This window comes from Cribrihabitans neustonicus (assembly GCF_048820895.1).
Classification (GTDB): domain Bacteria; phylum Pseudomonadota; class Alphaproteobacteria; order Rhodobacterales; family Rhodobacteraceae; genus Cribrihabitans_A; species Cribrihabitans_A neustonicus.
In genome coordinates this window covers 72,376-95,462 of sequence record NZ_JBMERQ010000001.1, presented here as the reverse complement: position 1 = coordinate 95,462, position 23,087 = coordinate 72,376, and the positions used below count along the sequence as shown (strand labels likewise).

At 65.8% G+C, this 23,087-nt stretch carries 23 protein-coding genes; 21 read left to right on the top strand and 2 right to left on the bottom strand.

Annotation, left to right across the window (positions count from 1 at the left end):
* Positions 1-91: 91 nt before the first annotated feature.
* From ACOHWE_RS00465 to ACOHWE_RS00445, 5 genes are all read left to right on the top strand, one after another.
* A complete protein-coding gene (locus ACOHWE_RS00465; RefSeq protein WP_420663423.1) occupies positions 92-1,048 on the top strand; it encodes a phosphoadenosine phosphosulfate reductase in 957 nt (318 codons plus the stop codon).
* Between the two features lie 87 nt (positions 1,049-1,135).
* Positions 1,136-2,176 carry a dihydroorotase gene (gene pyrC, locus ACOHWE_RS00460; protein WP_420663422.1) on the top strand — a complete coding sequence of 347 codons (1,041 nt, stop codon included), beginning with the start codon at positions 1,136-1,138 and terminating at the stop codon, positions 2,174-2,176.
* 131 nt (positions 2,177-2,307) lie between these two features.
* Positions 2,308-3,657: a hypothetical protein gene (locus ACOHWE_RS00455; RefSeq protein WP_420663421.1), complete on the top strand. Its 1,350-nt coding sequence runs from the start codon at positions 2,308-2,310 to the stop codon at positions 3,655-3,657.
* A 135-nt stretch (positions 3,658-3,792) separates the two neighbouring features.
* Positions 3,793-4,473, top strand: coding sequence for an orotate phosphoribosyltransferase (locus ACOHWE_RS00450; RefSeq protein WP_420663420.1), 681 nt, complete (start codon positions 3,793-3,795; stop codon positions 4,471-4,473).
* Positions 4,474-4,717: 244 nt separating this feature from the next.
* On the top strand, positions 4,718-6,235 hold the full coding sequence (locus ACOHWE_RS00445; protein WP_420663419.1) for a replicative DNA helicase: 1,518 nt from the start codon (positions 4,718-4,720) through the stop codon (positions 6,233-6,235).
* 589 nt (positions 6,236-6,824) lie between these two features.
* On the opposite strand, the gene ACOHWE_RS00440 is transcribed toward ACOHWE_RS00445, so the two are convergent.
* A complete protein-coding gene (locus tag ACOHWE_RS00440; RefSeq protein WP_420663417.1) occupies positions 6,825-7,367 on the bottom strand; it encodes a hypothetical protein in 543 nt (180 codons plus the stop codon).
* 173 nt (positions 7,368-7,540) lie between these two features.
* On the opposite strand from ACOHWE_RS00440, the gene alr reads away from it, so the two are divergent.
* From alr to ACOHWE_RS00365, 15 genes are all read left to right on the top strand, one after another.
* Positions 7,541-8,578, top strand: a complete 1,038-nt coding sequence (gene alr, locus ACOHWE_RS00435) for an alanine racemase (protein WP_420663416.1) — start codon at positions 7,541-7,543, stop codon at positions 8,576-8,578.
* On the top strand, positions 8,575-9,357 hold the full coding sequence (locus ACOHWE_RS00430; protein WP_420663415.1) for an MlaE family ABC transporter permease: 783 nt from the start codon (positions 8,575-8,577) through the stop codon (positions 9,355-9,357). The genes alr and ACOHWE_RS00430 overlap by 4 nt, the downstream gene beginning before the upstream one ends.
* A 107-nt stretch (positions 9,358-9,464) precedes the next feature.
* The gene (locus ACOHWE_RS00425) at positions 9,465-9,716 is read left to right on the top strand and encodes a hypothetical protein (RefSeq protein WP_420663414.1); all 252 of its coding nucleotides are present in this window, start codon (positions 9,465-9,467) and stop codon (positions 9,714-9,716) included.
* On the top strand, positions 9,709-10,455 hold the full coding sequence (locus ACOHWE_RS00420) for an ABC transporter ATP-binding protein (protein WP_420663413.1): 747 nt from the start codon (positions 9,709-9,711) through the stop codon (positions 10,453-10,455). Before ACOHWE_RS00425 ends, ACOHWE_RS00420 begins: the two co-directional genes overlap by 8 nt.
* Before the next feature lie 607 nt (positions 10,456-11,062).
* The gene (locus ACOHWE_RS00415) at positions 11,063-11,854 is read left to right on the top strand and encodes a DNA repair protein (RefSeq protein WP_420663412.1); all 792 of its coding nucleotides are present in this window, start codon (positions 11,063-11,065) and stop codon (positions 11,852-11,854) included.
* A 56-nt stretch (positions 11,855-11,910) separates the two neighbouring features.
* Positions 11,911-13,272 carry a DNA repair protein RadA gene (gene radA, locus ACOHWE_RS00410; protein ID WP_420663411.1) on the top strand — a complete coding sequence of 454 codons (1,362 nt, stop codon included), beginning with the start codon at positions 11,911-11,913 and terminating at the stop codon, positions 13,270-13,272.
* Positions 13,273-13,313: 41 nt separating this feature from the next.
* Positions 13,314-13,868 carry a CvpA family protein gene (locus ACOHWE_RS00405; RefSeq protein ID WP_420663410.1) on the top strand — a complete coding sequence of 185 codons (555 nt, stop codon included), beginning with the start codon at positions 13,314-13,316 and terminating at the stop codon, positions 13,866-13,868.
* A gap of 397 nt (positions 13,869-14,265) precedes the next feature.
* Entirely contained in the window at positions 14,266-14,949 is a 684-nt protein-coding gene (locus tag ACOHWE_RS00400) for a Hint domain-containing protein (protein WP_420663409.1), read from the top strand.
* Positions 14,950-15,171: 222 nt separating this feature from the next.
* Positions 15,172-16,626 carry an amidophosphoribosyltransferase gene (gene purF / locus ACOHWE_RS00395; RefSeq protein ID WP_420664637.1) on the top strand — a complete coding sequence of 485 codons (1,455 nt, stop codon included), beginning with the start codon at positions 15,172-15,174 and terminating at the stop codon, positions 16,624-16,626.
* Positions 16,627-16,734: 108 nt separating this feature from the next.
* Positions 16,735-17,277 carry a DUF2199 domain-containing protein gene (locus ACOHWE_RS00390; RefSeq protein WP_420663408.1) on the top strand — a complete coding sequence of 181 codons (543 nt, stop codon included), beginning with the start codon at positions 16,735-16,737 and terminating at the stop codon, positions 17,275-17,277.
* A gap of 190 nt (positions 17,278-17,467) precedes the next feature.
* Positions 17,468-17,734, top strand: coding sequence for a hypothetical protein (locus ACOHWE_RS00385; protein WP_420663407.1), 267 nt, complete (start codon positions 17,468-17,470; stop codon positions 17,732-17,734).
* A 49-nt stretch (positions 17,735-17,783) separates the two neighbouring features.
* On the top strand, positions 17,784-18,431 hold the full coding sequence (locus tag ACOHWE_RS00380) for an SDR family NAD(P)-dependent oxidoreductase (protein WP_420663406.1): 648 nt from the start codon (positions 17,784-17,786) through the stop codon (positions 18,429-18,431).
* Positions 18,432-18,665: 234 nt separating this feature from the next.
* Positions 18,666-19,478, top strand: coding sequence for a 5'/3'-nucleotidase SurE (gene surE, locus ACOHWE_RS00375; protein ID WP_420663405.1), 813 nt, complete (start codon positions 18,666-18,668; stop codon positions 19,476-19,478).
* Positions 19,475-20,122: a protein-L-isoaspartate(D-aspartate) O-methyltransferase gene (locus ACOHWE_RS00370; RefSeq protein WP_420663404.1), complete on the top strand. Its 648-nt coding sequence runs from the start codon at positions 19,475-19,477 to the stop codon at positions 20,120-20,122. The genes surE and ACOHWE_RS00370 overlap by 4 nt, the downstream gene beginning before the upstream one ends.
* A gap of 160 nt (positions 20,123-20,282) precedes the next feature.
* A complete protein-coding gene (locus ACOHWE_RS00365) occupies positions 20,283-21,599 on the top strand; it encodes a peptidoglycan DD-metalloendopeptidase family protein (protein WP_420663403.1) in 1,317 nt (438 codons plus the stop codon).
* A gap of 302 nt (positions 21,600-21,901) precedes the next feature.
* Here the strand turns inward: ACOHWE_RS00365 and ACOHWE_RS00360 are convergent, their stop codons facing one another.
* Positions 21,902-22,744: an ATP-binding protein gene (locus tag ACOHWE_RS00360; RefSeq protein ID WP_420663402.1), complete on the bottom strand. Its 843-nt coding sequence runs from the start codon at positions 22,742-22,744 to the stop codon at positions 21,902-21,904.
* Positions 22,745-22,883: 139 nt separating this feature from the next.
* On the opposite strand from ACOHWE_RS00360, the gene ACOHWE_RS00355 reads away from it, so the two are divergent.
* The gene (locus ACOHWE_RS00355) at positions 22,884-23,081 is read left to right on the top strand and encodes a hypothetical protein (protein WP_420663401.1); all 198 of its coding nucleotides are present in this window, start codon (positions 22,884-22,886) and stop codon (positions 23,079-23,081) included.
* The last annotated feature ends 6 nt before the right edge of the window (positions 23,082-23,087 follow it).

Below are 23,087 nucleotides of genomic sequence, written 5' to 3'. Positions count from 1 at the left end.
GTAGCGAGAACGTTAAACGGCATCCCGGGGGCACGGCCGCAGGGCCGGAACCGGCGCCGGGCACAGGGGATCGGGCACAGGGACAATCGTCATGCAGGACGGACTGGAAAATCTGGACGAAGACCTCTCCGGGCTGAAGCCGGCCGAGTGGAAGGAGCGGCTTGCCGCGCTGGCCGAGCAGAATGGCATGCAGCAGCCCCTTGGCCCGAGGCACTTCGCGACCTTCATCGACCAGGGCAACACGCTGCTGGTCACCTTCGAAACCATTCAGGGCATCCACAATCTCTCGGACCTCGCACAGCCCTTGGGCTTTGATCTGGTCAAGAACCTGGGCTGGTCGCATATGTGCGTGATTTCCGACGGCGACACCTGGTTCCGCGAGGAGATGATCTATGAGTTCTTCGACCAGCTGATCGACGACGGCTTCTTCGACGAATTCGAGCGGGTGGTGTTCTACGGCGCCGGGCCTTGCGGCTATGCGGCGGCGGCCTTCTCGGTCGCCTCGCCGGGCGCCGCGGTGGTGGCGGTGCAGCCGCAGGCGACGCTGGATCCGCGCATGACCGAGTGGGACGACCGCTTTGTCGAGATGCGCCGCACCTCTTTCACCGACCGCTACGGCTATGCGCCGGACATGCTGGACGCGGCGGAGCACGCTTTCGTAATCTACGACCCGATGGAGCGGCTCGACGCGATGCACGCGGCGCTGTTCCAGCGCCCGAACGTCACCCGGCTGCGCACCCCGAACCTCGGCGCCACGGTGCAGACCCGGCTGATCGAGATGGAGGTGCTTTACCACATCCTGTCGCTGGCGGGCGGGGGACGGCTGAGCGCGCGGGCCTTCCACAAGCTCTACCGCAACCGGCGCAACAACTCCGCCTACCTGCGCAGCCTGATGGCGCGGCTGGACGAGAACGACCGGCCCTACCTGGTAACGCTCCTGTGCCGCAACGTGGCCGAGCGGCTGCGCGCGCCGCGCTTCCGCCGCCGCCTGCAGGGACTGGAGAAACGCGCCGCAGCCGGCGAGTTCACCCTGCCGCCGAAGCGCTGACCCCCCGCCCGGAAGCAGCGCAAAACGGTCCCGCGATCCTGCATCGAAGCGCTTCTTTTTGGCCGGCGCCTGTGCTAACGCCACGGCATGACCCGTGAGCTGACCATCCCCCGGCCCGACGACTGGCACCTGCATCTGCGCGACGGCGCGGTGCTGGAGGCCGTCCTGCCCGAAACCGCCCGCCATTTCGCCCGGGCGATCATCATGCCCAACCTGGTGCCGCCGGTGGTGACCGGGGCGCAGGCCGCCGCCTACCGCGACCGCATTCTCGCCGCACTGCCCGAAGGCATGTCGTTTGCGCCGCTGATGACGCTCTACCTCACCGAGGATACCGACCCGGAAGACGTCGCCGCCGCCCATGCCAGCGGGCTGGTGCAGGCGGTGAAGCTCTACCCGGCGGGCGCCACCACCAACTCGGCTTCCGGCGTCAGCGATTTCAGCAAGGTGCGCGGTGTCTTGGAAAAGATGGCCGAGATCGGCCTGCCGCTCTGCGTGCACGGCGAGGTGACGGACAGCGAGGTCGACATCTTCGACCGCGAGGCGGTGTTCATCGACCGGGTGCTGGACCCGATCCGCAAGGCGACGCCGGGCCTGCGGGTGGTGATGGAGCATATCACCACAAAGAACGGCGCCGACTACGTGCGCGCGCATGACCTGGACCTGGGCGCCACCATCACCACGCATCACCTGATCATCAACCGCAACCATATCCTCGCAGGCGGTATCAAACCGCATTACTACTGCCTGCCGGTGGCCAAGCGTGAAGAACACCGGCTCGCCCTGCGCGCGGCGGCTACTTCGGGCGATGCGCGGTTTTTCCTCGGCACCGACTCCGCTCCGCATACCGACGCCAACAAGGAAAGCGCCTGCGGCTGTGCGGGCTGTTTCACCGCGCCCAACACGATGGCGCTCCTCGCCCATGTGTTCGAGGAAGAAGGCGCGCTCGACAGGCTCGCGGGCTTTGCATCAGAAAACGGCCCGGCTTTCTATGGCCTGCCGGTCAATGAAGACACGCTGACCTTACGAAAGAGCGATGAGGCAGCAGCCTTCCCGGAAAAGATCGGGACCGGCGACGGCCCTGTCACCGTGTTCGACCCGGGCTTTCCGGTGTTCTGGGACGTGAAATAGCCACAGCTGCCGCCATCTTTACCTCCGGTAAAGCATAACAGTTGAAGGGAATCGATTCGCAGGGCTCAGATCGCCAATATTGAAGCGTCAGCCGGTGCTGACGCCGTAATTTGTTAAGAGATGAGCCAGATATGACAACGATTACCCTGCAAGGCATCCGGCTGGACTTTGTGAATGGAGACCCCCACGAGATCGGCACTGCGGAGGCGGTCATCACCGTGCCCGACTCCGCCACCACCTTCTCCTATTCGCTGACCGGCGAAGAGGACGAAGGCGTGCCCTCCATCGAAATCGAGGATGAATCCTATCACGTGATGCTGGACGGCCATAGCACGCATGAGCTTGACGAGTCGGGCCATATGACGACCTTTGCCGCCAGCGTCACCTGGAGCGAAGGCACCACCACCATCATCGGGGTGAACTTCAGCACCGGCGACTTCACCGATTCCGACATCTATTTCGTGCTCGACGGCCCCGTGCCGGACTTCAGTTCGATTTCGGCATGGGAGGCGTTTGACAATTCGATCACCGGGTTCGGCACGCCCACAGGCGCCTTCGCCCCCGGCCAGGACATCGCCTGGACCGAATTCGATCACTACAGCGTCAGCGAGGATGATGAGTTCCACGGCTCCGAAGGCCGCGACGTTTTTCATGGCGGGATCGGGGATGACTATTTCCGCAGCTCGGACGGGCGCGACACTTACGACGGTGGCCAGGGCATCGATCAGGTCACCTTCAATGAGGACCCGAACGGTGTCACCGTCAACCTCAAGACCGGCGAGGCCACCGATGGCTGGGGGAAGACCGACACATTGAACTCGATCGAGATGCTGCGCGGCTCGGCGCATGACGACGGCTTTACCGGAAACGGCGGGCGCAACATCTTCCGCGGGCTGGCGGGCGAGGACATGATGGACGGCGCCGGGGGCCGCGATCAGGTCCGCTATGACCGCGACGACCGCTACGGCGGCGATGAGGGGGTGACCGTCAAGCTCCACAAGGGCTTTGCCATTGATGGCTTTGGCGACCGCGACAGCCTGCGCCACATCGAGGACGTCCGCGGTTCGGATCACCGCGACAGCATTACCGGCAGCGGCGGCCGCAACGCGCTCGAGGGCGAAAACGGCAACGACAGGCTTTTTGGCCTGAACGGCAACGACACGCTCTCCGGCGGCGGCGGCAAGGACAAGCTGGACGGCGGCGGCGGCGACGACGTGCTGAACGGTGACGGCGGCTATGACTGCTTCGTGTTCCGCGGCGCCTTTGGGAACGACACCGTGAGCGATTTCCATACCGCCGGGCGCAAGGAAAAGATCGATCTCTCCGATGTCAGCCCGATCAAGAGCTTCCGCGACCTGAAGAACAACCACCTGAGCGAGAACGCAGACGGCGACGCGGTGATCAGCGACAACCGGGGCAACAGCATTACCCTGGAAGACGTCGCAATGTCCGACCTCTCGGGCAACGACTTCCTGTTCTGAGACCGGGTTATCACTTTGCAATAGCAGCGCCGGGCCCCGGGCGGCCCGGCGCTTTGCGTTTGCGCAGGCCAGGGCTTCAAACCGGCGGGCATCCGGTCTAAGGACGGGCAGACCCATGCCGGAAAGGATGCGCCCATGATCCCCACCTCCTACCCCTCGAAAGAGGAAATCGCCCGTCTCTCGGCCCGGATGCTGCTGGAAATCGGCGCGGTGAACTTCAACACCGAAACGCCCTACACGCTCGCCTCCGGCCTGCCCTCGCCCAGCTACATCGACTGCCGCAAGCTGATCTCCTTCCCGCGCATCCGCTCCACCCTGATGGACTTCATGGCCGTCACCGTGATGCGCAATGCAGGTTTCGAAGCTTTTGACAACATCGCCGGCGGCGAGACTGCGGGCATCCCGTTCGCTGCGCTGGTGGCGGAGCGGCTGGCACTGCCGATGACCTATGTGCGCAAAAAACCCAAGGGCTACGGCAAGAATGCCCGCATCGAAGGCGCGATGAGCGAGGGCGAGCGGGTGCTGCTGGTGGAGGATCTGACCACAGACGGCGGCTCGAAACTGTCCTTCGTGGATGCGATCCGCGAGACCGGGGCAACCTGCGGCCATACCGCGGTGATCTTCTACTACGATATTTTCCCGGAAACTAAGAAGACGCTGGGCGATCACGGGGTGGAGCTTCACTATCTCTGCACTTGGTGGGACGTCCTGGCCGAGGCGCGCGCGCAGGGTGTCTTTGGCGCTGAGACGCTGGACGAAGTCGAGCGGTTCCTGAAGGACCCGCGTGCCTGGCAGGACGCGCATAAACCCGCCTGACGTAGCGGGACCTCACGCGGGCGGCCTGTGGACAAGCCCGCCCGCGAATCGTGCCCGGGCAGATATCTGGGGGACTATGCAGTGCAGACCCCATAATGTAGGCTGAACACCAATAGCGGGCGGAAGCCGGCACATTTTGCCCACAGGCACAGCAGCGGATATCCACACCCCATCCCCAGGGATTTCCAGATAGCCAGCTGCGGGCAAACCGCCTAATGAGAGCGGCCAAACGACGAGAGCAGTGATGAACGAGATTACCCCTTTCGACGGCAATGTTCCGCCCGCCCCGATGCCCGATCAGCCCGCCAGCGGCGCGGCGATGCCGGACAACGAGCTTCCGCACTCGGTGGAGGCGGAGCAGCAGCTTCTGGGCGCGATCCTGACCAACAACGAGGTCTACGACAAGGTCGCCTCGATCATCAATTCCAGCCACTTCTACGACCCGGTCCACGCCCGCATCTACGAGGTCGCGGCCGCGCGGATCTCCAAGAACGCGCTGGCCTCGCCGGTGACGCTGAAGGCCTTCCTGGAAGACCACGAGGGTCTGAAGGAACTGGGCGGCCCGGCCTATCTGGCCAAGCTCGCGGGCGCCTCGATCTCGGCCTTTGCCGTGCGCGACTACGCGCAGATGATCTATGATCTGGCGATCCGGCGCGAGCTGATCGCGCTGGGGCAGAGCATCTCGGAGAAGGCGCGCCGCGTCGATGTCGCCTCCGAGCCGCGCGAGCAGATCGTGGAAGCGGAACAGTCGCTTTACCAGCTGGCCGAGCAGGGCCAGACCGAAAGCGGCTTCAAATCCTTCCTGAAAGCGGTGACCGAGGCGGTCAACGTCACCAACGAGGCCTACCAGCGCGGCGGCGGCATGGCCGGTATCTCCACCGGGCTCGATGACCTCGACAAGCAGCTTGGCGGGTTGCACCCCTCGGACCTTCTGATCCTTGCCGGGCGCCCCTCGATGGGGAAAACTTCGCTCGCGACCAACATCGCCTTCAACGTCGCCAAGGCTTACAAGCGCGGGGTAAAGCCGGACGGCACCGAAGGCGCCATTGACGGCGGCGTGGTGGGCTTCTTCTCGCTCGAGATGTCGGCCGAGCAGCTGGCGGGGCGGATTCTGGCGGAAGCCTCGGAAATCTCCTCGCACAAGATCCGCCAGGGCGACATGACCGAGGCCGAGTTCCGCCGTTTCGTGCAGGCGGCAAAGGACCTGGAAAGCTGCCCGCTGTTCATCGACGATACCCCCGCGATCCCGATCTCCCAGCTGGCGGCGCGCGCGCGGCGGCTGAAGCGGACGCATGGGCTCGACCTTCTGGTGATCGACTACCTGCAGCTCTGCCGCGGCATGGCCGACAACCGGGTCAACGAGATCGCCGAGATTTCAATGGGGATGAAAGCCATCGCCAAAGAGCTGAACATCCCGGTGATCGCCCTGTCACAGCTTTCCCGCCAGGTGGAAAACCGCGACGACAAGCGCCCGCAGCTTTCGGACCTGCGTGAATCGGGCTCGATCGAACAGGACGCCGACGTGGTGATGTTCGTGTTCCGCGAGGAATACTACAAGGAACGCGAGAAGCCCGGTGATCACGAGCTGGACAAGATGGAAGAGTGGAAGCAGGCGATGGAGCGCCTGCATGCCAAGGCTGAGGTCATCGTCGGCAAGCAGCGTCACGGCCCCATCGGCACGGTGGAGCTGTCGTTTGAGGCGCAGTTCACCCGCTTTGGCAACCTCGCGAAGCCCTGGCAGCAGCAGCAGGACGGCTACTGACACGGTATCTTGGGGTCCGGCCTTCGGCACCTGCTACATGATGTGGCGAAACGGCGCGTTTTCTTGAAATTAGGCAATTTGCCGTCTAAGTTTCACTTGTGTGCAGCACCTGTTCGCCCGCACCATGGATAGGCCTGCGGATTGATTTTCCGCGCATGACTTGGTAGAACTGGTGTCCGCTGCACGAGAGCAGCAAGAGGAAGGTGAATTATGACTGGACCCGATCCGATCATCGTATGACCCAAACTGCAAAGCCGCCCCCTTCGAGGGGCGGCTTGCCGCCGGGCGGGCTGTTTGCATTGTGCCCCATTCCCCGACTTCCCCCAAGCGCGCCCGCTTTTCGCGCGAGTTGCACGCCTCTCTCACGGAATTGAACCGGTTCCATTTGTACCCAAGCGCGGAACAAGGCCGATAGGCCGCCGCGCATCGCCGTCGCGCGCCCACGCGGCGGCGATTTGGCTGCCGCTGGGCGGTTCCTCGCGAGGGCGTACGGACTTGGCCGGGATAAACTGCCAGTCATGACCGTTCGGCTCGCCGCCGCGCGCTCCGCCGACGCGCGGCTCTTCACTTCAACGGGGCCGCTCGCCGCTCAGTCCGTCCGCTGCCTCTGCAGCCCAAGATCCGGGAAATCCCGCTCGAACCTCTGCAAGAGTGACGCGCCGCCCGCCTGCGCCGTCTCTGCCGTGCGCCGGATCACCTCGACCGCGTTGATCCGCCCCTCCAGCGTCAGCGTGCCGTAGCTCGGCAGGTTCACCCCCTCCACCTGCACCCGGATGCGCTCCAGCGTGCCGTAGAAATCCACCAGCGCAAACAGCGCGCCGTCAGCCACGTTATGCACCTCGGCGATCCGCGTGCGGTAGATCTCCGTATGGCGCGCGTCGGTGATATGCGGGATCAGCATGGGATAGGCTTCCAGTGTCGCGCGCAGCTTTTCGGGAGAGACCGATTTTGCCAGGAAACGCTCCATGTCGCGGGTGTTGAAATCGATCTCCGCATAAAGCGCGCGGATCAGGTTCCGCTTGTCGTGCCGGGCCCGCCGCGCCGCGCGCCAGTCATCGAACAGCCGCTTGCCGAACCACAGGAAGAACCCCAGCGTCGGACCGATCACCGCAATCATAAGCTTTGTCTCCACCGCCCGTCCCTCCGGCCCGCGTTGGCCGATCAATTCCTCAGATGATTGAAGGCGAGGCTAACCAGCTGCCGCGGCACGGTAAACCGGCGATTTCCCGCAGCCTCCGCCCGGCGAAAGGCCGCCCGCGCCGCCTTTCCCCTTGACCTGCCAGCCGCCCATGTCATGAACGGCGCATGAGCACGGCAAGACTGACAATCAACCTGGATGCGCTGGTGGCCAACTGGCGGAACCTGGACGCCCTGACCCGCTGCGAAACCGCAGCGGTGGTCAAGGCCAATGGCTATGGCCTCGACGCCGGCCGCGTCGGCCAGGCGCTGGCCAAGGCGGGGGTGCGCAACTTCTTCGTTGCCGCCGCCGAGGAAGGCGGCGCGCTGCGCCGCGCGCTGGGGCCCGGAGTGGGGATCTCGGTCTTCTCCGGCCACATGGACGGTGACACCAAGCTTCTGAAGGATTTTCAGCTCACCCCGATGCTGAATTCGCTCGACCAGATGCTGCGCCATTTCGAGAACCTGCCAGGCCATCCCTTCGGCGTGCAGCTCGACAGCGGCATGAACCGGCTCGGCATGGAGCCCGCCGAATGGGGTGCGGTGCGCGATATCGCACTCGGCCAGAACCCGGTGCTTCTGATGTCGCACCTCGCCTGCGCCGACGAGCCCGGCCACCCGATGAACCCGCACCAGCTGCGCGCCTTCCGCGAGATGACCGACGGGCTGGAAATCCCGCGCTCGCTGGCGGCGACCGGCGGCATGATGCTGGGTCCCGACTACCACTTTGACCTCTGCCGCCCCGGCATCGGCCTTTATGGCGGCCGGCCCTTCACCGATGCGCTGCCCGTGGTGCATCTGGATCTGCCGGTGATCCAGGTCCGCGACCTGGAGCCGGGCGAAACCGCGGGCTACGGAAATACCTGGACCGCGCGCCGCCCCAGCCGCATCGCCACCGTCGCGGCGGGCTATGCCGACGGGCTGCACCGCGCAATGAGCGGCACCGGCCTCATGGTCTATGCCGGGGACATCCCCTGCCCGGTGGTGGGCCGCATTTCGATGGATCTGATCACGGTGGATGTGACCGATCTGGAGGAGCCGCCGGCCGCGCTTGCCATCCTCAACGAGCAGCAGACGGTCGACACTCTGGCCGATGCCGCGGGCACCATCGGCTACGAGATTCTGACCGGTCTCGGGCACCGTTACGCGCGGACCTACCAGGGATGAACCCGCTCGCCCTCCTCGCCCGCCTCGGCGGCACGTCGCTCGCGGCGCTGGCGGCGGTTGGGCGCGCAGCGATCTTTGCACTCAGCGCCTTCAGCCACATGCTGCGCCCGCCTTTCTACCCGCGCGAGTTCCTGCACGCACTGATGAACATCGGCTGGCTGTCGCTGCCGGTGGTGGGCCTTACCGCGATCTTCACCGGCGGCGCGCTGGCACTGCAAATCTATGCCGGAGGCGCCCGCTTCAACGCCGAAGCCGTGGTGCCGCAGATCGTCGCCATCGGCATGGTGCGCGAGCTGGGCCCGGTGCTGGTGGGGCTGATGATCGCCGCGCGCGTCACCTCTTCAATTGCCGCCGAGATCGCCACCATGAAGGTGACGGAGCAGATCGACGCGCTGGTGACGCTTTCGACGCACCCGATGAAATACCTGGTCGCCCCGCGGGTGCTGGCGGCGCTGATCACCGTTCCGCTGCTGGTTGGCGTGGGCGACATCATCGGCATCGCCGGCGGCTACACCGTGGCAACCCAGAACCTCGGCTTCAATGCCGCCGCCTACCTCAAGAACACGGTCAACTTCCTGGAGGCGCTGGATATCCTGTCCTCGCTAACCAAGGGCGCCGCCTTCGGCACCATCGCGGCAATGATGGGCTGCTATTACGGCATGACATCGGGCCGCGGCGCGCAGGGCGTTGGCCGGGCCACCAAGGGTTCGGTCGAAGCCGCCGCGGTGCTGATCCTGGCCGCCAACTTCATCCTGACCGGTGTGTTCTTCTCGCTATGAGCCGGGCATGCGGGACACTCCTTGCAGCAGTCTTCGTGGCGGGCTGCGCCCAGCCGGAACTCAGAATCGTGCGCGGAGGCTCTTTCAACTCAAAGGCTCCTGCAGGAGTGAACGACGCAAGCCTTCAATTTGCTGCCTTTGAAAAGCGCAGCACTGGGGACATCTGGTTCGGCCTCGTCCCGCCTGAAGAGAAAGTGCTTGATGACCGGTTCGCTTCCAAAATCACATACCAGGTTCAAGTTCTCAACGATCCCGTTCAAGACCTTGAAGACATCGGCGCAGATTTGCGCTGGGAACGCGGAAAGGTGCCATGGCACCGCAGCCCTCGCCCCTCGGACTTTGAGGTGATCAATGATTAGAATGGAAAACGTGCACAAGGCCTTTGGCGGCAATCACGTGCTCAATGGCATGAATCTGGAAATCGCAAAGGGCAGCTCGATGGTGATCATCGGCGGCTCCGGCACCGGAAAGTCAGTGGCGCTGAAGTGCATCCTCGGCCTGATCCAGCCCGATTCCGGCCAGATCCTGGTCGATGGCAAGCCGGCTGGCGCGGGCGACCGCGATGCCTTCCTCGCCCGGTTCGGGATGCTGTTCCAGGGCGGTGCGCTGTTCGACTCGCTGCCGGTCTGGCAGAATGTGGCCTTTCGCCTGTTGCGCGGGGCGCTCAAGCGCCCGGTGGAGGAAGCCCGGGAGATCGCCATCGAGAAACTGCGCCGGGTCGGCCTCAAATCAGCCGTTGCCGACCTGCTGCCGGCCGAACTGTCCGGCGGCATGCAGAAACGCGTCGGCCTGGCGCGCGCCATCGCTGCCGAGCCCGAGATCATTTTCTTCGACGAGCCCACGACCGGGCTCGATCCGATCATGTCGGGCGTGATCAACGACCTGATCCGCGAGATCGTGGTGGAAATGGGCGCCACCGCAATGACCATCACCCACGACATGACGTCGGTGCGCGCAATTGCCGATAATGTGGCGATGCTGCACGGCGGGGTGATCCAGTGGACCGGCCCGGTTGCCGAAATGGACGCCTCCGGCGATCTTTACGTGGAACAGTTCATCCACGGCCGCGCCGAAGGACCGATCGAGGCGGTGCGCTAGAGCCACGCCCCCAGCTGGCTCCGCCCGGGGCGGCTTTTTCCAGAAGTTTCACAAGGCGGCCGCGAATCATCGCGGCGGGCAGCAGCGCCCTCCCTCCCGCTTTGCCAGGTGCGTGCGAGGGGCAGTTGCCCATTCTGACGCCCGCCGGCGGTGCTTGCTGCGTTCTGCCGCTATAACTTCTTGATCCTCGGGTAAACCGCCCCAATTGAATAAGATGAAACACCCGGGATCCCGCACCTGGGTCTGTGCGCTGCGCCCTGACTGGGCTCCCCCCTGGCGTGCTGGCCCCCGGAGATCCACTTGTTGCTGCCGGAAGGGGGCCGATGGCCGGAATGCCGCCACATCTCATCACCGCACGGACCGCAAATGCGGCCGCAGGGCGGCTGTATCTGCCGGGCCTGTATGTCCCGCCGCACGCGAGGACTGGAAACGGCTGCAAGCCCCCGGCTCTGCCCGAGGCAAAAAATTGCCAAAAGTTTGAATCTTGTGCAACATTTTGCCGGTCCGCCGCGTTGACATGTTCCGAGGACGCTGCCGCGGAGGGCCTGCGAGGCCACCCAGCCCGCCGCCAGCCCGCGGGGGGTAATGATTTACTGGAGGGGTACGCATGACTGCTTTTCACGATGTCCTGACCAAAGCTCAGACGCTGTTCCTGCGCCTGACCTTTGCCCTGATCTGCGCCGCCGCAGTCGGCGCGGTCGTGGCGACCGCGCTGTCCGCGGCCGGGGTCTGGCCCTGGCTCACGCTGCAGGCGGGGCTGGATGGAACGCTGTATCCGCAGGCCGGCATGGTGGCGCAGATCGCTCTCACGGCGCTGGCGGTTATGCTGGCCTTCTACCTGCCGTCTAACGGCCGGATGCTGGCGCTGGAGACCTCGCACCGGAAGTTCTCCCTGCAGATGGAAGATGTGGCCCGCGCTTATCACGCTGCCCATGCCGCGGACCGCAAGGGCCTGTTCAACACCGCCTCGGAGTTCGATGCCGTCAAGGAGCGGCTGGCCTTCATGCGCAGCCATCCGGACCTGGGCAACTTGGAACCGGAAGTCCTGGAAGTGGCGGCGCAGATGAGCCAGATCAGTCAGGACCTGGCAAAAACCTACTCTGATGCCAATGTCCAGCGCGCCCGGACCTTCCTGAAGCAGCGCCAGGAGGAGGTCGAAGCCTTCCAGGGCCGGCTGGAGGATATCAAGGCAGTGGTGGCCGAACTGCGCCAATGGACGCGGGATGTGGAAATCGAGGAATCGCTGGCAAAATCGCAGCTCAGCCGCTTGCGGGAGGAAGTCTTCGAACTGATGCCGGAACTGTCGGCACAGCTGCACGGCACACCGGACGGCACTGACCCCGGCGCCGGCACCGGCAGCAGCGTCGTGCCGATGCAGCCGCCGCGCCGCGCCGATTGAGGCCGTGTGTAACGGCGGGGCTTGAGGCGGGCGCCAAACCCGGGCAGTAACCGGGGATGGCTAAAACAACCTTCTCCTGCTCCGCCTGCGGAGCCAGCTTTTCCAAATGGTCCGGCCGCTGCGAAGGCTGCGGCGATTGGAACACCATCACCGAGGACCAGGGGCTGAGCTCAGGCCCGGCCAAGAAGTCGCTCGGCGTGCGCCGCGGGCGCACCATCCAACTAACGGATCTTTCCGCGCGCGAAACGCCGCCCCCCCGTACTTGCTGCGGTGTGGCGGAACTGGACCGCGTTCTGGGCGGCGGACTGGTGCCCGCCTCGGCCATCCTGGTCGGCGGCGACCCCGGAATTGGCAAATCCACCCTTCTTCTGCAGGCGGCGGCGCGTTTTGCCCATGCCGGGCTGAAGACGGTCTATGTCAGCGGCGAGGAAGCCTCCGCCCAGGTGCGGATGCGGGCGCAACGGCTGGGGCTGGCTGATGCGCCGGTGCAGCTCGCGGCAGAGACCAACTTGCGCGACATCCTCACCACGCTGGAGGCCGAGAAGCCGCAGCTTGCCATCATCGACTCGATCCAGACCATGTGGGCCGACCACGTCGACAGCGCCCCAGGCTCGGTCAGCCAGGTGCGCGCGGCGGCGCATGAGCTCACCACCTTTGCCAAGCGGAACGGGATTTCCGTCATCATGGTGGGCCATGTCACCAAGGAAGGCCAGATCGCAGGCCCGCGCGTGGTGGAGCATATGGTCGATACCGTTCTGTACTTCGAGGGCGAGCGCGGCCACCAGTTCCGCATTCTGCGCGCGGTCAAGAACCGCTTCGGCCCGGCGGATGAGATCGGCGTCTTCGAGATGACCGGCGGCGGGCTTGCAGAAGTAGTGAACCCCTCCGCCCTGTTCCTTTCGGAACGCGGCGCGCCCTCTCCCGGCTCGGTGGTCTTTGCGGGCATCGAAGGCACAAGGCCGGTGCTGGTGGAGATGCAGGCGCTGATTGCGCCTTCGCCGCATTCGCAGCCGCGCCGCGCTGTAGTGGGCTGGGACTCGTCGCGGCTGGCGATGATCCTCGCCGTTCTGGAAGCGCGCTGCGGCATTCCCTTTGCCGGGCTCGACGTGTATCTGAACGTCGCGGGCGGCATCAAGATTTCCGAACCCGCGGCGGACCTTGCGGTGGCAGCGGCCCTGCTCAGTGCCCGCGAAGACACCGCCCTGCCCGCGGATACGGCAATTTTCGGAGAAATCTCGCTATCGGGCGCCCTGCGCCCTGCGCCGCAAACCGAAAACCGGTTGAAAGAGGCGCAAAAACTTGGTTTCACCGCTGCCATCGCCCCCAGCGGCGGCAAATCCGCGGCCATTCGCGGTCTGACCCTGCGCCAGACCACCGATCTCGCGGGGTTTGTTGGCGAATTCTTCGGGGCCGGCTAAGGTCGCAAAAATTTCAAATCGCAGGTTAACGGGCGAGGGACATGGACGGATTTACCATCATCGACGGGGTTGTCGCCCTGGTCATAGTCGTTTCGGCCTTGCTGGCCTATTCGCGGGGTTTCGTGCGCGAGGCGATGGCGATTGCGGGCTGGATCGCGGCCGGCATCCTCGCCTTCATCTTTGCACCGCAGGTGGAGCCGCTGATGGCTGAGGTCCCGGTCATCGGAGAATTCATCGCGGGCAGCTGCGAACTGTCGATCATCGCCGCCTTTGCCGCGGTCTTTGCGCTGGCGCTGATCGTGGTCTCCTTCTTCACACCTCTGTTCTCCACCATGGTGCAGCGCTCTGCGCTTGGCGGGATCGACCAGGGGGCGGGCTTCTTCTTCGGGGTGCTGCGCGGCATCCTGCTCGTGGCAATTGCCTTCTTCCTCTACAATGTGGTGATGACCGGCCAGTCGTTTACCATTGTTGACGAAAGCCGCTCGGCGGTGGTCTTCGAGCGGATGATCGGCCAGATTGAGGACCGCAACCCTGAGCAAGCGCTTGGCTGGGTAACCCAGCAGTATGAGGAGCTGATCGGGGCCTGCGAGCAGTAACCTGCACCGCTCAGCCAAAGCAAAGACGCGGCAGGGGCGCTTTCGGGCGCCCTTTTCCGTGCCCGCACTCCATGATTTCAAGGGCTTGGATCCAGCCTCCCCGCCGGGCCGGAGCAAAGGTTAGAGTCCGGCCCAAACGGTCAAGGCATCGTTAACCCTAGCGGAATCAGATTCGGCCCACCGGCGGGGCCCATGGAACGAGCGGCGCCAAATGTTAACAAAACCTCTCCCAGCCTGGGGCAAAGGTTAACAATCACCGTGAGAAACGCCGGTTTGTCCCCGAAAAAACGCCCCGTCCCGCAATCGGCCCAAGCTTGCCCCAATTTCGGCCCAATTCGCTGGCCAATTGGCCTCATCGGCAAAACGCCGGGACGGATGGCTCAGAAGGGACGACACCATGCTGCTGGATCACTTCACAACTTTCGCTGACTTTGCGCCGGTTGACCTGCTGCTGGACACCCCCCTTCCGATGCCCCAGTCCCCGGCAGTCCGCCGCGCCCGCCCGCGCAGCGGCGGCTTTCTGCCCGCAACGCTGGTGGAAACCGAGGAAGGCTTCAAGCAGGCCCGCGACCTCAAGCCCGGCGACATGGTCTACACTCTCGATGGCGGCGCCCAGCCGGTGAAAGCTGTGAAACACGCAGTACCGCGGCTCACCACGCTGATGCATGTGCCCGCGGGCGCGCTTGGCAACGACAGCGACCTGATGCTGCCCTCGGATCAGAAGGTGGCGCTGGAGATGGAGACTGCCGAGCGCCTGTTCGGCCTGCCGGTAGTGGTGGTCAAGCTGATCGCGCTGGCGGGTTACAAGGGCATCACTCCCGCAGCCCCCGAGCGTCTTGGCCGCATCCACGTGGAGTTCGAAGAGGAAGAGCTGATCTGGGCCGAAAGCGGCATGCTGCTGCCCGCGGGCAACGGCGAGGACGCGGGCGAAGACGGCGCCTTCCACCAGCTGTCGCTGACCGAAACCCGCCAGGTTCTTGCCAGCGAAGACGGCCGCGCGCTGGCCCGCACTGGCATGGGCGATCACGACGCCCGCCGGTTCAGCCTGCTCGACAGCATCCTCGCGCCGATGGCGGCCTGAACGCTTCCGCCCAGCCCGTCCTGATGCAAGATGGCCTGCCTCCGGCGGGCCTTTTGCGTTTCAGACTGCCCCAGGGGCAGCTTCCGGGCGCGGCCATGGGCCGCATCTGCCGCAGCGCGGCGCGGGAATCATCATCCTTTGATGACAGCCGGGCCCTTAGGCACTATGTGAGGGGCAACACAGGAAACGGATTCGGAGCCACCCGCCTTGCCGATGCCGCAAATGCCCCCCGCCCACCCTTTCGATGATGACAAGCTGCGTGAGGAATGCGGCGTTTTTGGCGTCATCGGCGTCCAGGACGCGGCCAATTTCGTGGCGCTCGGCCTGCACGCGCTGCAGCACCGCGGCCAGGAAGCCGGGGGTATCGTTGCCCACGACCCGGCCCAGGGCTTCAACAGCGCCCGCCGCTTCGGCTACGTGCGCGACAACTTCACCTCCGAGGACGTGATGGCCACCCTGCCCGGCCCGCTGGCCATCGGCCATGTGCGCTATTCCACCGCCGGGACCAAACATGCCGCCATCCGAGACGTGCAGCCCTTTTTCGGCGAGTTCGCCATGGGCGGCGCGGCGATTGCCCACAATGGCAACATCACCAACGCCAACGCGCTGCGCCGCGAGCTGATCGAGCGCGGCTCGATCTTCCAGAGCTCGTCGGACAGCGAATGCATTATCCACCTGATGGCGCGTTCGCTGCAGCGCAACATCCCCGAGCGGATGGAAGACGCGCTGCGCCGCGTAGAGGGCGCCTTCTCGGTGGTGGCGATGACCCGAACCAAGCTGATCGGCGTCCGCGACCCGCGCGGCGTGCGGCCGCTGGTGCTGGGCAGGATTGGCGACGGCTATGCGCTGAGTTCCGAAACCTGCGCGCTCGACATCATCGGCGCCGAGTTCCTGCGCGAGATCGAGCCGGGCGAGATGGTGGTGATCACCGACAAGGGCGTTGAGAGCATCTTCCCCTTCCGCCGCCAGCCTTCGAAGTTCTGCATCTTCGAGCACGTCTATTTCTCCCGCCCCGATTCGATTCTCGGCGGCCGCTCGGTCTATGAGACCCGCGAGGCGATCGGGCGGGAACTTGCCAAGGAAAACCCGGTGGAGGCCGATCTGGTCTGCCCGGTGCCGGACAGCGGCACGCCCGCGGCGATCGGCTACTCGCTGCAAAGCGGCATCCCCTTTGCCATGGGAATCATCCGCAATTCCTACATGGGCCGGACCTTCATCGAGCCGACAGAGCAGATCCGAAACATGGGGGTGCGCCTGAAGCTCAACGTGAACCGCGCGCTGATCAAGGGCAAGCGGGTGATCCTGGTCGACGACTCGGTGGTGCGCGGCACAACCTCCCGCAAGATCAAGGAGATGATCCTGGATGCCGGCGCCCGCGAGGTGCATTTCCGCATCGCTTCGCCGCCCACCGCCTGGCCCTGTTTCTATGGTGTCGACACGCCCGAGCGGGACAAGCTGCTGGCGGCGACGATGACCGAGGACCAGATGGCCAAGCACCTTTCAGTCGACAGCCTCAAGTTCATCTCGCTCGACGGTCTCTACCGTGCGGTGGGTGAGCGAAAGGGCCGCAACAAGACCTGCCCGCAGTACTGCGATGCCTGCTTCTCCGGCGAATATCCGGTCATCCCCAGCGATATGATCGATCAAGGGTTTGAAATGAAGGCCGCGGCAGAGTAAGAAGCTCGCGAACAATTCAGGGGGGAGGCGCCGGCCCGGGCGGGCTGGCGCCTTTTCCTTTGACCCGAACACGTGAAAGGCCGCCTTTTGGACGCCCATCTTGCCCGAATGCTGACCTCCCCGCGCCAGTGCCGCTGCTGCGGTGCCACCTTTGCGCAGCTGCTCAGCCTGACCTGCGACCGGCCCGATATCTGCCCCGAGGATATGGAAGCGGAAGACAACTCCGCCCTCCTCGCCGCTCACGGCGATATCCTGACCGAAGACTTCTGCCGCCTCGGCGAATTGCGCTTCGTGCGCGCGGTTCTGGCGATACCTCTGGCTGACAGCCGCGGCGAGGAATTTCTGCTCGGCACCTGGGCGAGCCTGAGCCGCGCCGATTTCGAAGCCTATCTTGACCATTTCGAGCTGCGCGAGACCGAAGACCTGGGCAGCCGCCCGGCCTGGCTTGCCAATGCAATCCCTCCCGACATGGCGCAGCCCGCCGCCTGCATGCTGGAGATGCGCCCCGAGGGCCAGTATCCCGAGCTGATGGTAAGTGAGACCGCACACCCGCTTTATGCGCTGCAGAAGAACGGCGCCGAGCTGGAGGAACTGCTCGAGCTGCTCTATTCCTACGGCCACGACCTGCCCTCGCTGGTCTTCGACGCCTGACCGCGAAGGTGACGGCCCGCCGCGCCGGCGGGGGCCTGGCTGCCGCCGGAACCGGCGCTTCGGCACCGGTCCCGCCGCCCCGCACCCGCGGCATCCCGCCGATAGCCGCGCGGCCTTCTTGCAAGCTTCTGCACGGATCGCCAATTAGCATCCGAACCGACCTTATGTCAGCGGACACAGGAGGCACGACATGGCAAACACGGGTGAACAAACTTCCGCGAAAGTGGCAGGGCTCGCCACCCAGAGCAACGCCATGAACCGCCGCAACCTCAGCCTGCTGGGGCTTTACGGGCCAGAGGACAACCTCACCGCGCTGGTGCGTCTGCCCAGCGGCCGCACCCGCACGGTGACCCGCGGCACCCGCATCTCCGGCGCCCAGGTGGTGGCCATCGATGCCGAAGGCCTGGTGCTGAGCGAGAACGGCACCACCAAGCGCGTGGCGATGCCAGGCAGCTGATACGGTGCTGCCTCTTGACCTGGCCGGCCCGCCGCCCCACAAGGCGGCTATGACAGAAAAACTCGCTCTCATCACCGGTGCGTCGCGGGGCCTGGGCCGGGCTCTGGCCGAAGCGCTTGCCCCGACCCACCACATCGTGGCCGTGGGCCGCACCACCGGCGCTCTGGAAGAACTCGACGACGCCATCAAGGCGGCGGGGGGCTCGGCCACGCTGGCGCCGATGGACATCACCCTGCCCGAGGCGATGGCGACGCTCTGCCGCGGCATCCATGACCGCTGGGGCAAGCTGGACCTGTGGCTGCACACCGCAATCCACGCCGCTCCGCTGGCGCCTGCGCCCTCGGTGGCCCCCAAGGACTGGGCGAAGTCGGTGGCCGTCAATGCCACCGCCACCTCGGTGCTGATCCCCTATGTCGCGCCGCTCCTGGGCCAGACGGGGCGCGCAGTCTTCTTCGACGATCCGAAGGGGGGAGAGAAGTTCTACGGCGCCTATGGCGCCACCAAGGCGGCGCAGATGGCGCTGGCGCGCAGCTGGCAGGCCGAAAGCGAACGCACCGGCCCGGCGGTGCGTATTCTGGAGCCGCGCCCGATGCCCACTGCCTTGCGCGCCCGCTTCCACCCCGGCGAGGACCGCGCCGGGCTCATCCCGGTCAAGGACGAGGCCGCCCGCCTTTTGCCGTTGATCCTGACGGACTGACGCTCGCGGGCATCTGTTGCGCGCATCCGTGATGCGCGCAACAGGAGGGTTAGAGTCCCCCTTCCCGGCCTGCCTGCCCTTCACGCCCCCTGTTGCTTCCCTGCCCGCCTGCCGAGGCGATCCGGCGCGCGGCGGCGAAAGGCTTGCCCCCTCCGGCCCCAAGTCCTATTCAAGCCCCACGCGGTCATCTGCGGCGGTCGGGGGCCGCAAAGAGGGCGAATACAGGGGGAAGAGATGCGCATCCTGATCACCAATGACGACGGCATCAGCGCCGAGGGCCTCGCTGTCCTGGAAACCATCGCCGCCGAGGTCGCGGGCCCCGGCGGAGAAGTCTGGACCGTAGCCCCCGCCTTCGAGCAGTCCGGCGTCGGCCATTGCATCAGCTACACCCGCCCCACCATGCTCAGCCGCCTCGGCCCGCGCCGCTTTGCCGCCGAAGGCTCGCCCGCCGACTGTGTGCTCGCGGGCATCCACGTGGCGATGCACGACCGCAAGCCGGATCTCGTGCTGTCCGGCGTGAACCGCGGTAACAACTCGGCCGAGAATGCGCTTTATTCCGGCACTCTCGGCGGGGCGATGGAGGCGGCGCTCCAGGGTATCCCCGCGATGGCACTGTCGCAATATTACGGCCCCGGCAACCGCGATCTGGAAAGCCCTTTCGAGGCCGCCGCCGTTCACGGCGCGGATCTGGTGCGCCGGGTGCTGGAAACGATGCCGCCCGAGGCCGCCGCCGCCGCAGAGAACCGCCCGGCCAGCGCAAGCTACCGGCTGTTTTACAACATTAACTTCCCGCCGGTAGCCGCCGCCGATGTGAAAGGCGCCCGCGCCACGGTGCAAGGCCTGCGTCCGGGCTGCCATTTCTCCGCCGAGGAGCAGCTTTCGCCGAACGGCCGCCGCTACCTCTGGATCAGCGGCGGCAACCAGCATGTGCCCGCCACGCCGGGCTCGGATGCGGAAGCCAATCTCGACGGCTATATCTCCGTCACCCCGATGCGCGCCGACCTCACCGCGCATGACGCATTGGACGCGCTGAAGGCGATCGAATGAGCGGACCGGATCCGGAAACCAAGATGCAGTTCCTCTTCGCCCTGCGCTCGCGCGGTGTGACCGACCAGCGCGTGCTGGAGGCGATGGAGGAGATCGACCGCGGCGCCTTCCTGCGCGGCATCTTCGCGGCGCGCGCCTATGAGGACGTGCCGCTGCCCATCGCCTGCGGCCAGACCATCTCGCAGCCCTCGGTGGTCGGCATGATGACGCAGGCGCTGGACGTGCCGCCGCGCGCCAAGGTTCTGGAGGTGGGCACCGGCTCCGGCTACCAGGCCGCGGTCCTCGCCAGGCTCGCGCGCCGCGTCTACACCATCGACCGCCACCCCCGGCTGGTGCGCGAAGCGCGCCAGGTGTTCGAGGAGCTGTCGCTCAGCAATGTCACCTCTCTGGTAGGCGATGGCAGCCACGGGCTGCCCGAGCAAGCCCCTTTCGACCGCATCCTTGTCACCGCTGCCGCCGAAGATCCCCCCGGCCCGCTCTTGGCCCAGCTGAAGGTTGGCGGTATCATGGTGCTGCCGGTTGGCCAGTCAGATACGGTGCAGACCCTGATCCGCGTGCGCAAGGCCGAAGACGGGCTGCATTATGACGAACTGCGCCCGGTGCGCTTTGTGCCGCTGCTCGAAGGCCTCGGCCAGGACAGCTGAGGGCCGCCAAACCGCCCCCTGCCCGCTGGGATCCGCGGCGCGGGATGACGGTTGCGGCCCGCCTGCGGCGGAAACCGGCCTGCCTGCGGCAGTGTCCGGGCATGATGATTGACGCGACAGAACCCCCGCGGAAAAGGGGGCGTGTTTTGAGGAGAGCAAGATGACCCGGACCTCCCCCCACCGGACCCTTCCCCCCCTGCTTGACGCCGGCAGTGGCGCTGCGGGCGCCAGGCCCGCGCATATCCAGCCCGAACCGCGCCGCCGCACCCGGCTGCTGGCGGCGCTGCCCCTGGCGGGGCTGCTCGCCGCCTGCCAGACGCCGCTGGATTATGACCTGCGGGGCCAGGTCGGTGCCTTCAACACCGCCTCCGCCGCGCAATCCGCCACCTCGGACCGGCCGGCCCCGGACTCCCGCGGTCTGATCACCTACCCCTCATACCAGGTCGCAGTGGCACGGCGCGGCGATACTGTAGCCGATCTCGCAGCACGCGTCGGCCTGCCCGCCGATGAAGTCGCCCGCTACAACGGCGTGCGCCCCGGTGACACCATGCGCCAGGGCGAAATTCTGGCTCTGCCGCGCCGCGCGCCCTCGGCCCCTGCCGCCGGTGGCAGCACCACCCCGGGTTCGGTAGATATCGCTTCGCTCGCAGGCCAAGCGATCGACAATGCCCCGGCTACTGCCCGCAACCCCGGCTCGGTCACCACCACCACGCTGCAGCCGGTGTCGAAACCGCAGGCTGCCCAGGTGCAGAAAGGCCCAGAACCGGTGCGGCATAAGGTCAAGCGCGGCGAGACCGCCTACACGATCTCCCGGCTGTATCAAGTGCCGGTGAAATCCCTGGCCGAATGGAACGGGCTCGGCAGCGACTTCAGCGTGCGCGAGGGCCAGTACCTCTTGATCCCGCTGAAAGACGGCGCCGAACCGCGGCGCGAAGCCAGCGCCGCCGCTGCCGCAGCCGCCGCCACTCCCGCGGTGACCGAACCCGGCACCGGCAGCGCCACCCCGGTGCCGCCCAGCGCCAGCAAGCCGCTGCCCGCCGAGAGGGTCGAACCGGCCGCCGCCAAACCCTCCGAGCCATTGCCGAAACCGGAGCTGGCCGCGCCCAGCGCCAGCGCCGCCAGCGGCGCCGCGATGGCCTACCCGGTGCAGGGCCGGATCACCCGCACCTATTCCAAGGGCCGCAACGACGGCATCGACATCGCCGCCGCCCCCGGCGCGCCGGTGAAGGCCGCGGAAGGTGGCACCGTCGCCGCCATCACCAAGGATTCCAACAACGTCCCGATCATCGTGATCCGCCACGACGCGAAGCTGTTGACGGTCTATGCCAATGTCGACGCGATCGAGGTGCAGAAGGGTGACAAGGTGGCCCGCGGCCAGAAGATCGCCGCGCTGCGCCAGTCCGAGGACGACGCCTATGTGCATTTCGAGGTCCGCGACGGTTTCGAAAGCTCCGACCCGCTGGATTACCTGAACTGAGCCCGCGCTCCGCGTGACCAGAAAACGCGGCCGTGCGGCCGCGTTTCTTGTATGGAGGGACAGAAGACTACCGGATGCCGCGCATCGGCGTCACGCGGCGGCGGTCCGGACCGTCGTGACTGGCAGTTTATCCCGGCCAGGTTCGTAGACCCTTTCGAGGGACCGCCCAGCCTCAGCCAAATCGCCGCCGCGAGGGGGCGCGGCGGCGATGCGCGGCGGCCTTGCGGCCTTGTCCCGCGCTGGGGAAGTTCAGGACCGGTGCAAGGTGAGCCCGGTCGGCCCAGCGGTGCCGAGCCCTCGCCTCAGCGCAGGCTCACCCCGTGCCGGCCGGCAAGATCTGTGAAGAACTGCCAGGCCACCCGGCCCGAGCGCGCGCCGCGGGTGGCCTGCCACTCGATCGCTTCAGCCCGCAGTTCATCGGGCGCAACCTCGACCCCATAGGCCGCGCAGTAACCCGCGATCATCGCCAGGTACTCGTCCTGCCCGCAGGGGTGGAAGCCAAGCCACAGACCGAAACGATCCGACAGCGAGACCTTCTCTTCCACCGCTTCCGAGGGGTTGATGGCGCTGGAGCGCTCGTTCTCGATCATGTCGCGCGGCATCAGGTGGCGCCGGTTCGAGGTGGCATAGAACACCACATTGGCCGGCCGTCCCTCGATGCCGCCGTCCAGTACCGCCTTCAGGCTCTTGTAGTGCTGGTCGTCATGGCTGAACGACAGGTCATCGCAATAAAGGATGAAGCGGTGCTCCGAGCCGCGCAGATGGTTCAGGAGCCGTGCGACCGACGGCAGGTCCTCGCGTTGCAGCTCCACCAGCTTCAGGTCTGCATAATCATCCGCCAGCGCTCCATGCACCGCCTTCACCAAGCTCGACTTGCCCATGCCGCGCGCGCCCCACAGAAGCGCGTTGTTGGCAGCGAAGCCCTCGGCAAAACGGCGGGTGTTCTCCAAAAACGTGTCGCGGGCGCGGTCGATGCCGACCAGCAGCTTGAGATCGATCCGGTTCACCTCCGGCACTGGCTCCAGCCGGTCCGGCGCCACGTGCCAGACGAAAGCAGAGGCCGCTTCAAAATCCGGGGTTTCCAAAGGCGCGGGAGACATCCGCTCCAGCGCCTCGGCGATGCGGGTCAATGCGTTCTCGTCCATTACGTGCCTCCCTCCGTCAGTCGCCGGATTTCAAAGCATGTTCCGGCAGGGGCGGCAAGAGGGGGTGCGCGGGCAAGCCAGCGATACGGATGCCGGGAAATCTGCTACACTTGGTTTTGGCAACAGTCAGGAGACCAGCATGCTCTATCCGCTCGCCTCGCTTGAAAGCGACAAACTGAACGCAATCCGGGATCTCGAAAAGGAAATCGGCGCGCCGTTGGTGGCCTTTTCCGAAGTGGATGCCGAGACCGCCGCCTTGCCGGAGGACCAGCTGAAGAAACTGCAGGAGCTGGAAGACGAGCTTGGCGTTGTTCTGATCGCGGTCCGGTCCCACTAGGCCAGC

Coding starts and splice junctions, on each gene's coding strand:
- ACOHWE_RS00450 (WP_420663420.1), top strand. CDS start 3,793: ATGATCCCCACCTCCTACCCCTCGAAAGAGGAAATCGCCCGTCTCTCG.
- ACOHWE_RS00465 (WP_420663423.1), top strand. CDS start 92: ATGCAGGACGGACTGGAAAATCTGGACGAAGACCTCTCCGGGCTGAAG.
- ACOHWE_RS00405 (WP_420663410.1), top strand. CDS start 13,314: ATGGACGGATTTACCATCATCGACGGGGTTGTCGCCCTGGTCATAGTC.
- ACOHWE_RS00430 (WP_420663415.1), top strand. CDS start 8,575: ATGAACCCGCTCGCCCTCCTCGCCCGCCTCGGCGGCACGTCGCTCGCG.
- ACOHWE_RS00455 (WP_420663421.1), top strand. CDS start 2,308: ATGACAACGATTACCCTGCAAGGCATCCGGCTGGACTTTGTGAATGGA.
- ACOHWE_RS00370 (WP_420663404.1), top strand. CDS start 19,475: ATGAGCGGACCGGATCCGGAAACCAAGATGCAGTTCCTCTTCGCCCTG.
- ACOHWE_RS00420 (WP_420663413.1), top strand. CDS start 9,709: ATGATTAGAATGGAAAACGTGCACAAGGCCTTTGGCGGCAATCACGTG.
- ACOHWE_RS00365 (WP_420663403.1), top strand. CDS start 20,283: ATGACCCGGACCTCCCCCCACCGGACCCTTCCCCCCCTGCTTGACGCC.
- ACOHWE_RS00385 (WP_420663407.1), top strand. CDS start 17,468: ATGGCAAACACGGGTGAACAAACTTCCGCGAAAGTGGCAGGGCTCGCC.
- ACOHWE_RS00400 (WP_420663409.1), top strand. CDS start 14,266: ATGCTGCTGGATCACTTCACAACTTTCGCTGACTTTGCGCCGGTTGAC.
- ACOHWE_RS00415 (WP_420663412.1), top strand. CDS start 11,063: ATGACTGCTTTTCACGATGTCCTGACCAAAGCTCAGACGCTGTTCCTG.
- purF (WP_420664637.1), top strand. CDS start 15,172: ATGCCCCCCGCCCACCCTTTCGATGATGACAAGCTGCGTGAGGAATGC.
- pyrC (WP_420663422.1), top strand. CDS start 1,136: ATGACCCGTGAGCTGACCATCCCCCGGCCCGACGACTGGCACCTGCAT.
- surE (WP_420663405.1), top strand. CDS start 18,666: ATGCGCATCCTGATCACCAATGACGACGGCATCAGCGCCGAGGGCCTC.
- alr (WP_420663416.1), top strand. CDS start 7,541: ATGAGCACGGCAAGACTGACAATCAACCTGGATGCGCTGGTGGCCAAC.
- ACOHWE_RS00380 (WP_420663406.1), top strand. CDS start 17,784: ATGACAGAAAAACTCGCTCTCATCACCGGTGCGTCGCGGGGCCTGGGC.
- ACOHWE_RS00445 (WP_420663419.1), top strand. CDS start 4,718: ATGAACGAGATTACCCCTTTCGACGGCAATGTTCCGCCCGCCCCGATG.
- ACOHWE_RS00360 (WP_420663402.1), bottom strand. CDS start 22,744: ATGGACGAGAACGCATTGACCCGCATCGCCGAGGCGCTGGAGCGGATG.
- ACOHWE_RS00355 (WP_420663401.1), top strand. CDS start 22,884: ATGCTCTATCCGCTCGCCTCGCTTGAAAGCGACAAACTGAACGCAATC.
- radA (WP_420663411.1), top strand. CDS start 11,911: ATGGCTAAAACAACCTTCTCCTGCTCCGCCTGCGGAGCCAGCTTTTCC.
- ACOHWE_RS00390 (WP_420663408.1), top strand. CDS start 16,735: ATGCTGACCTCCCCGCGCCAGTGCCGCTGCTGCGGTGCCACCTTTGCG.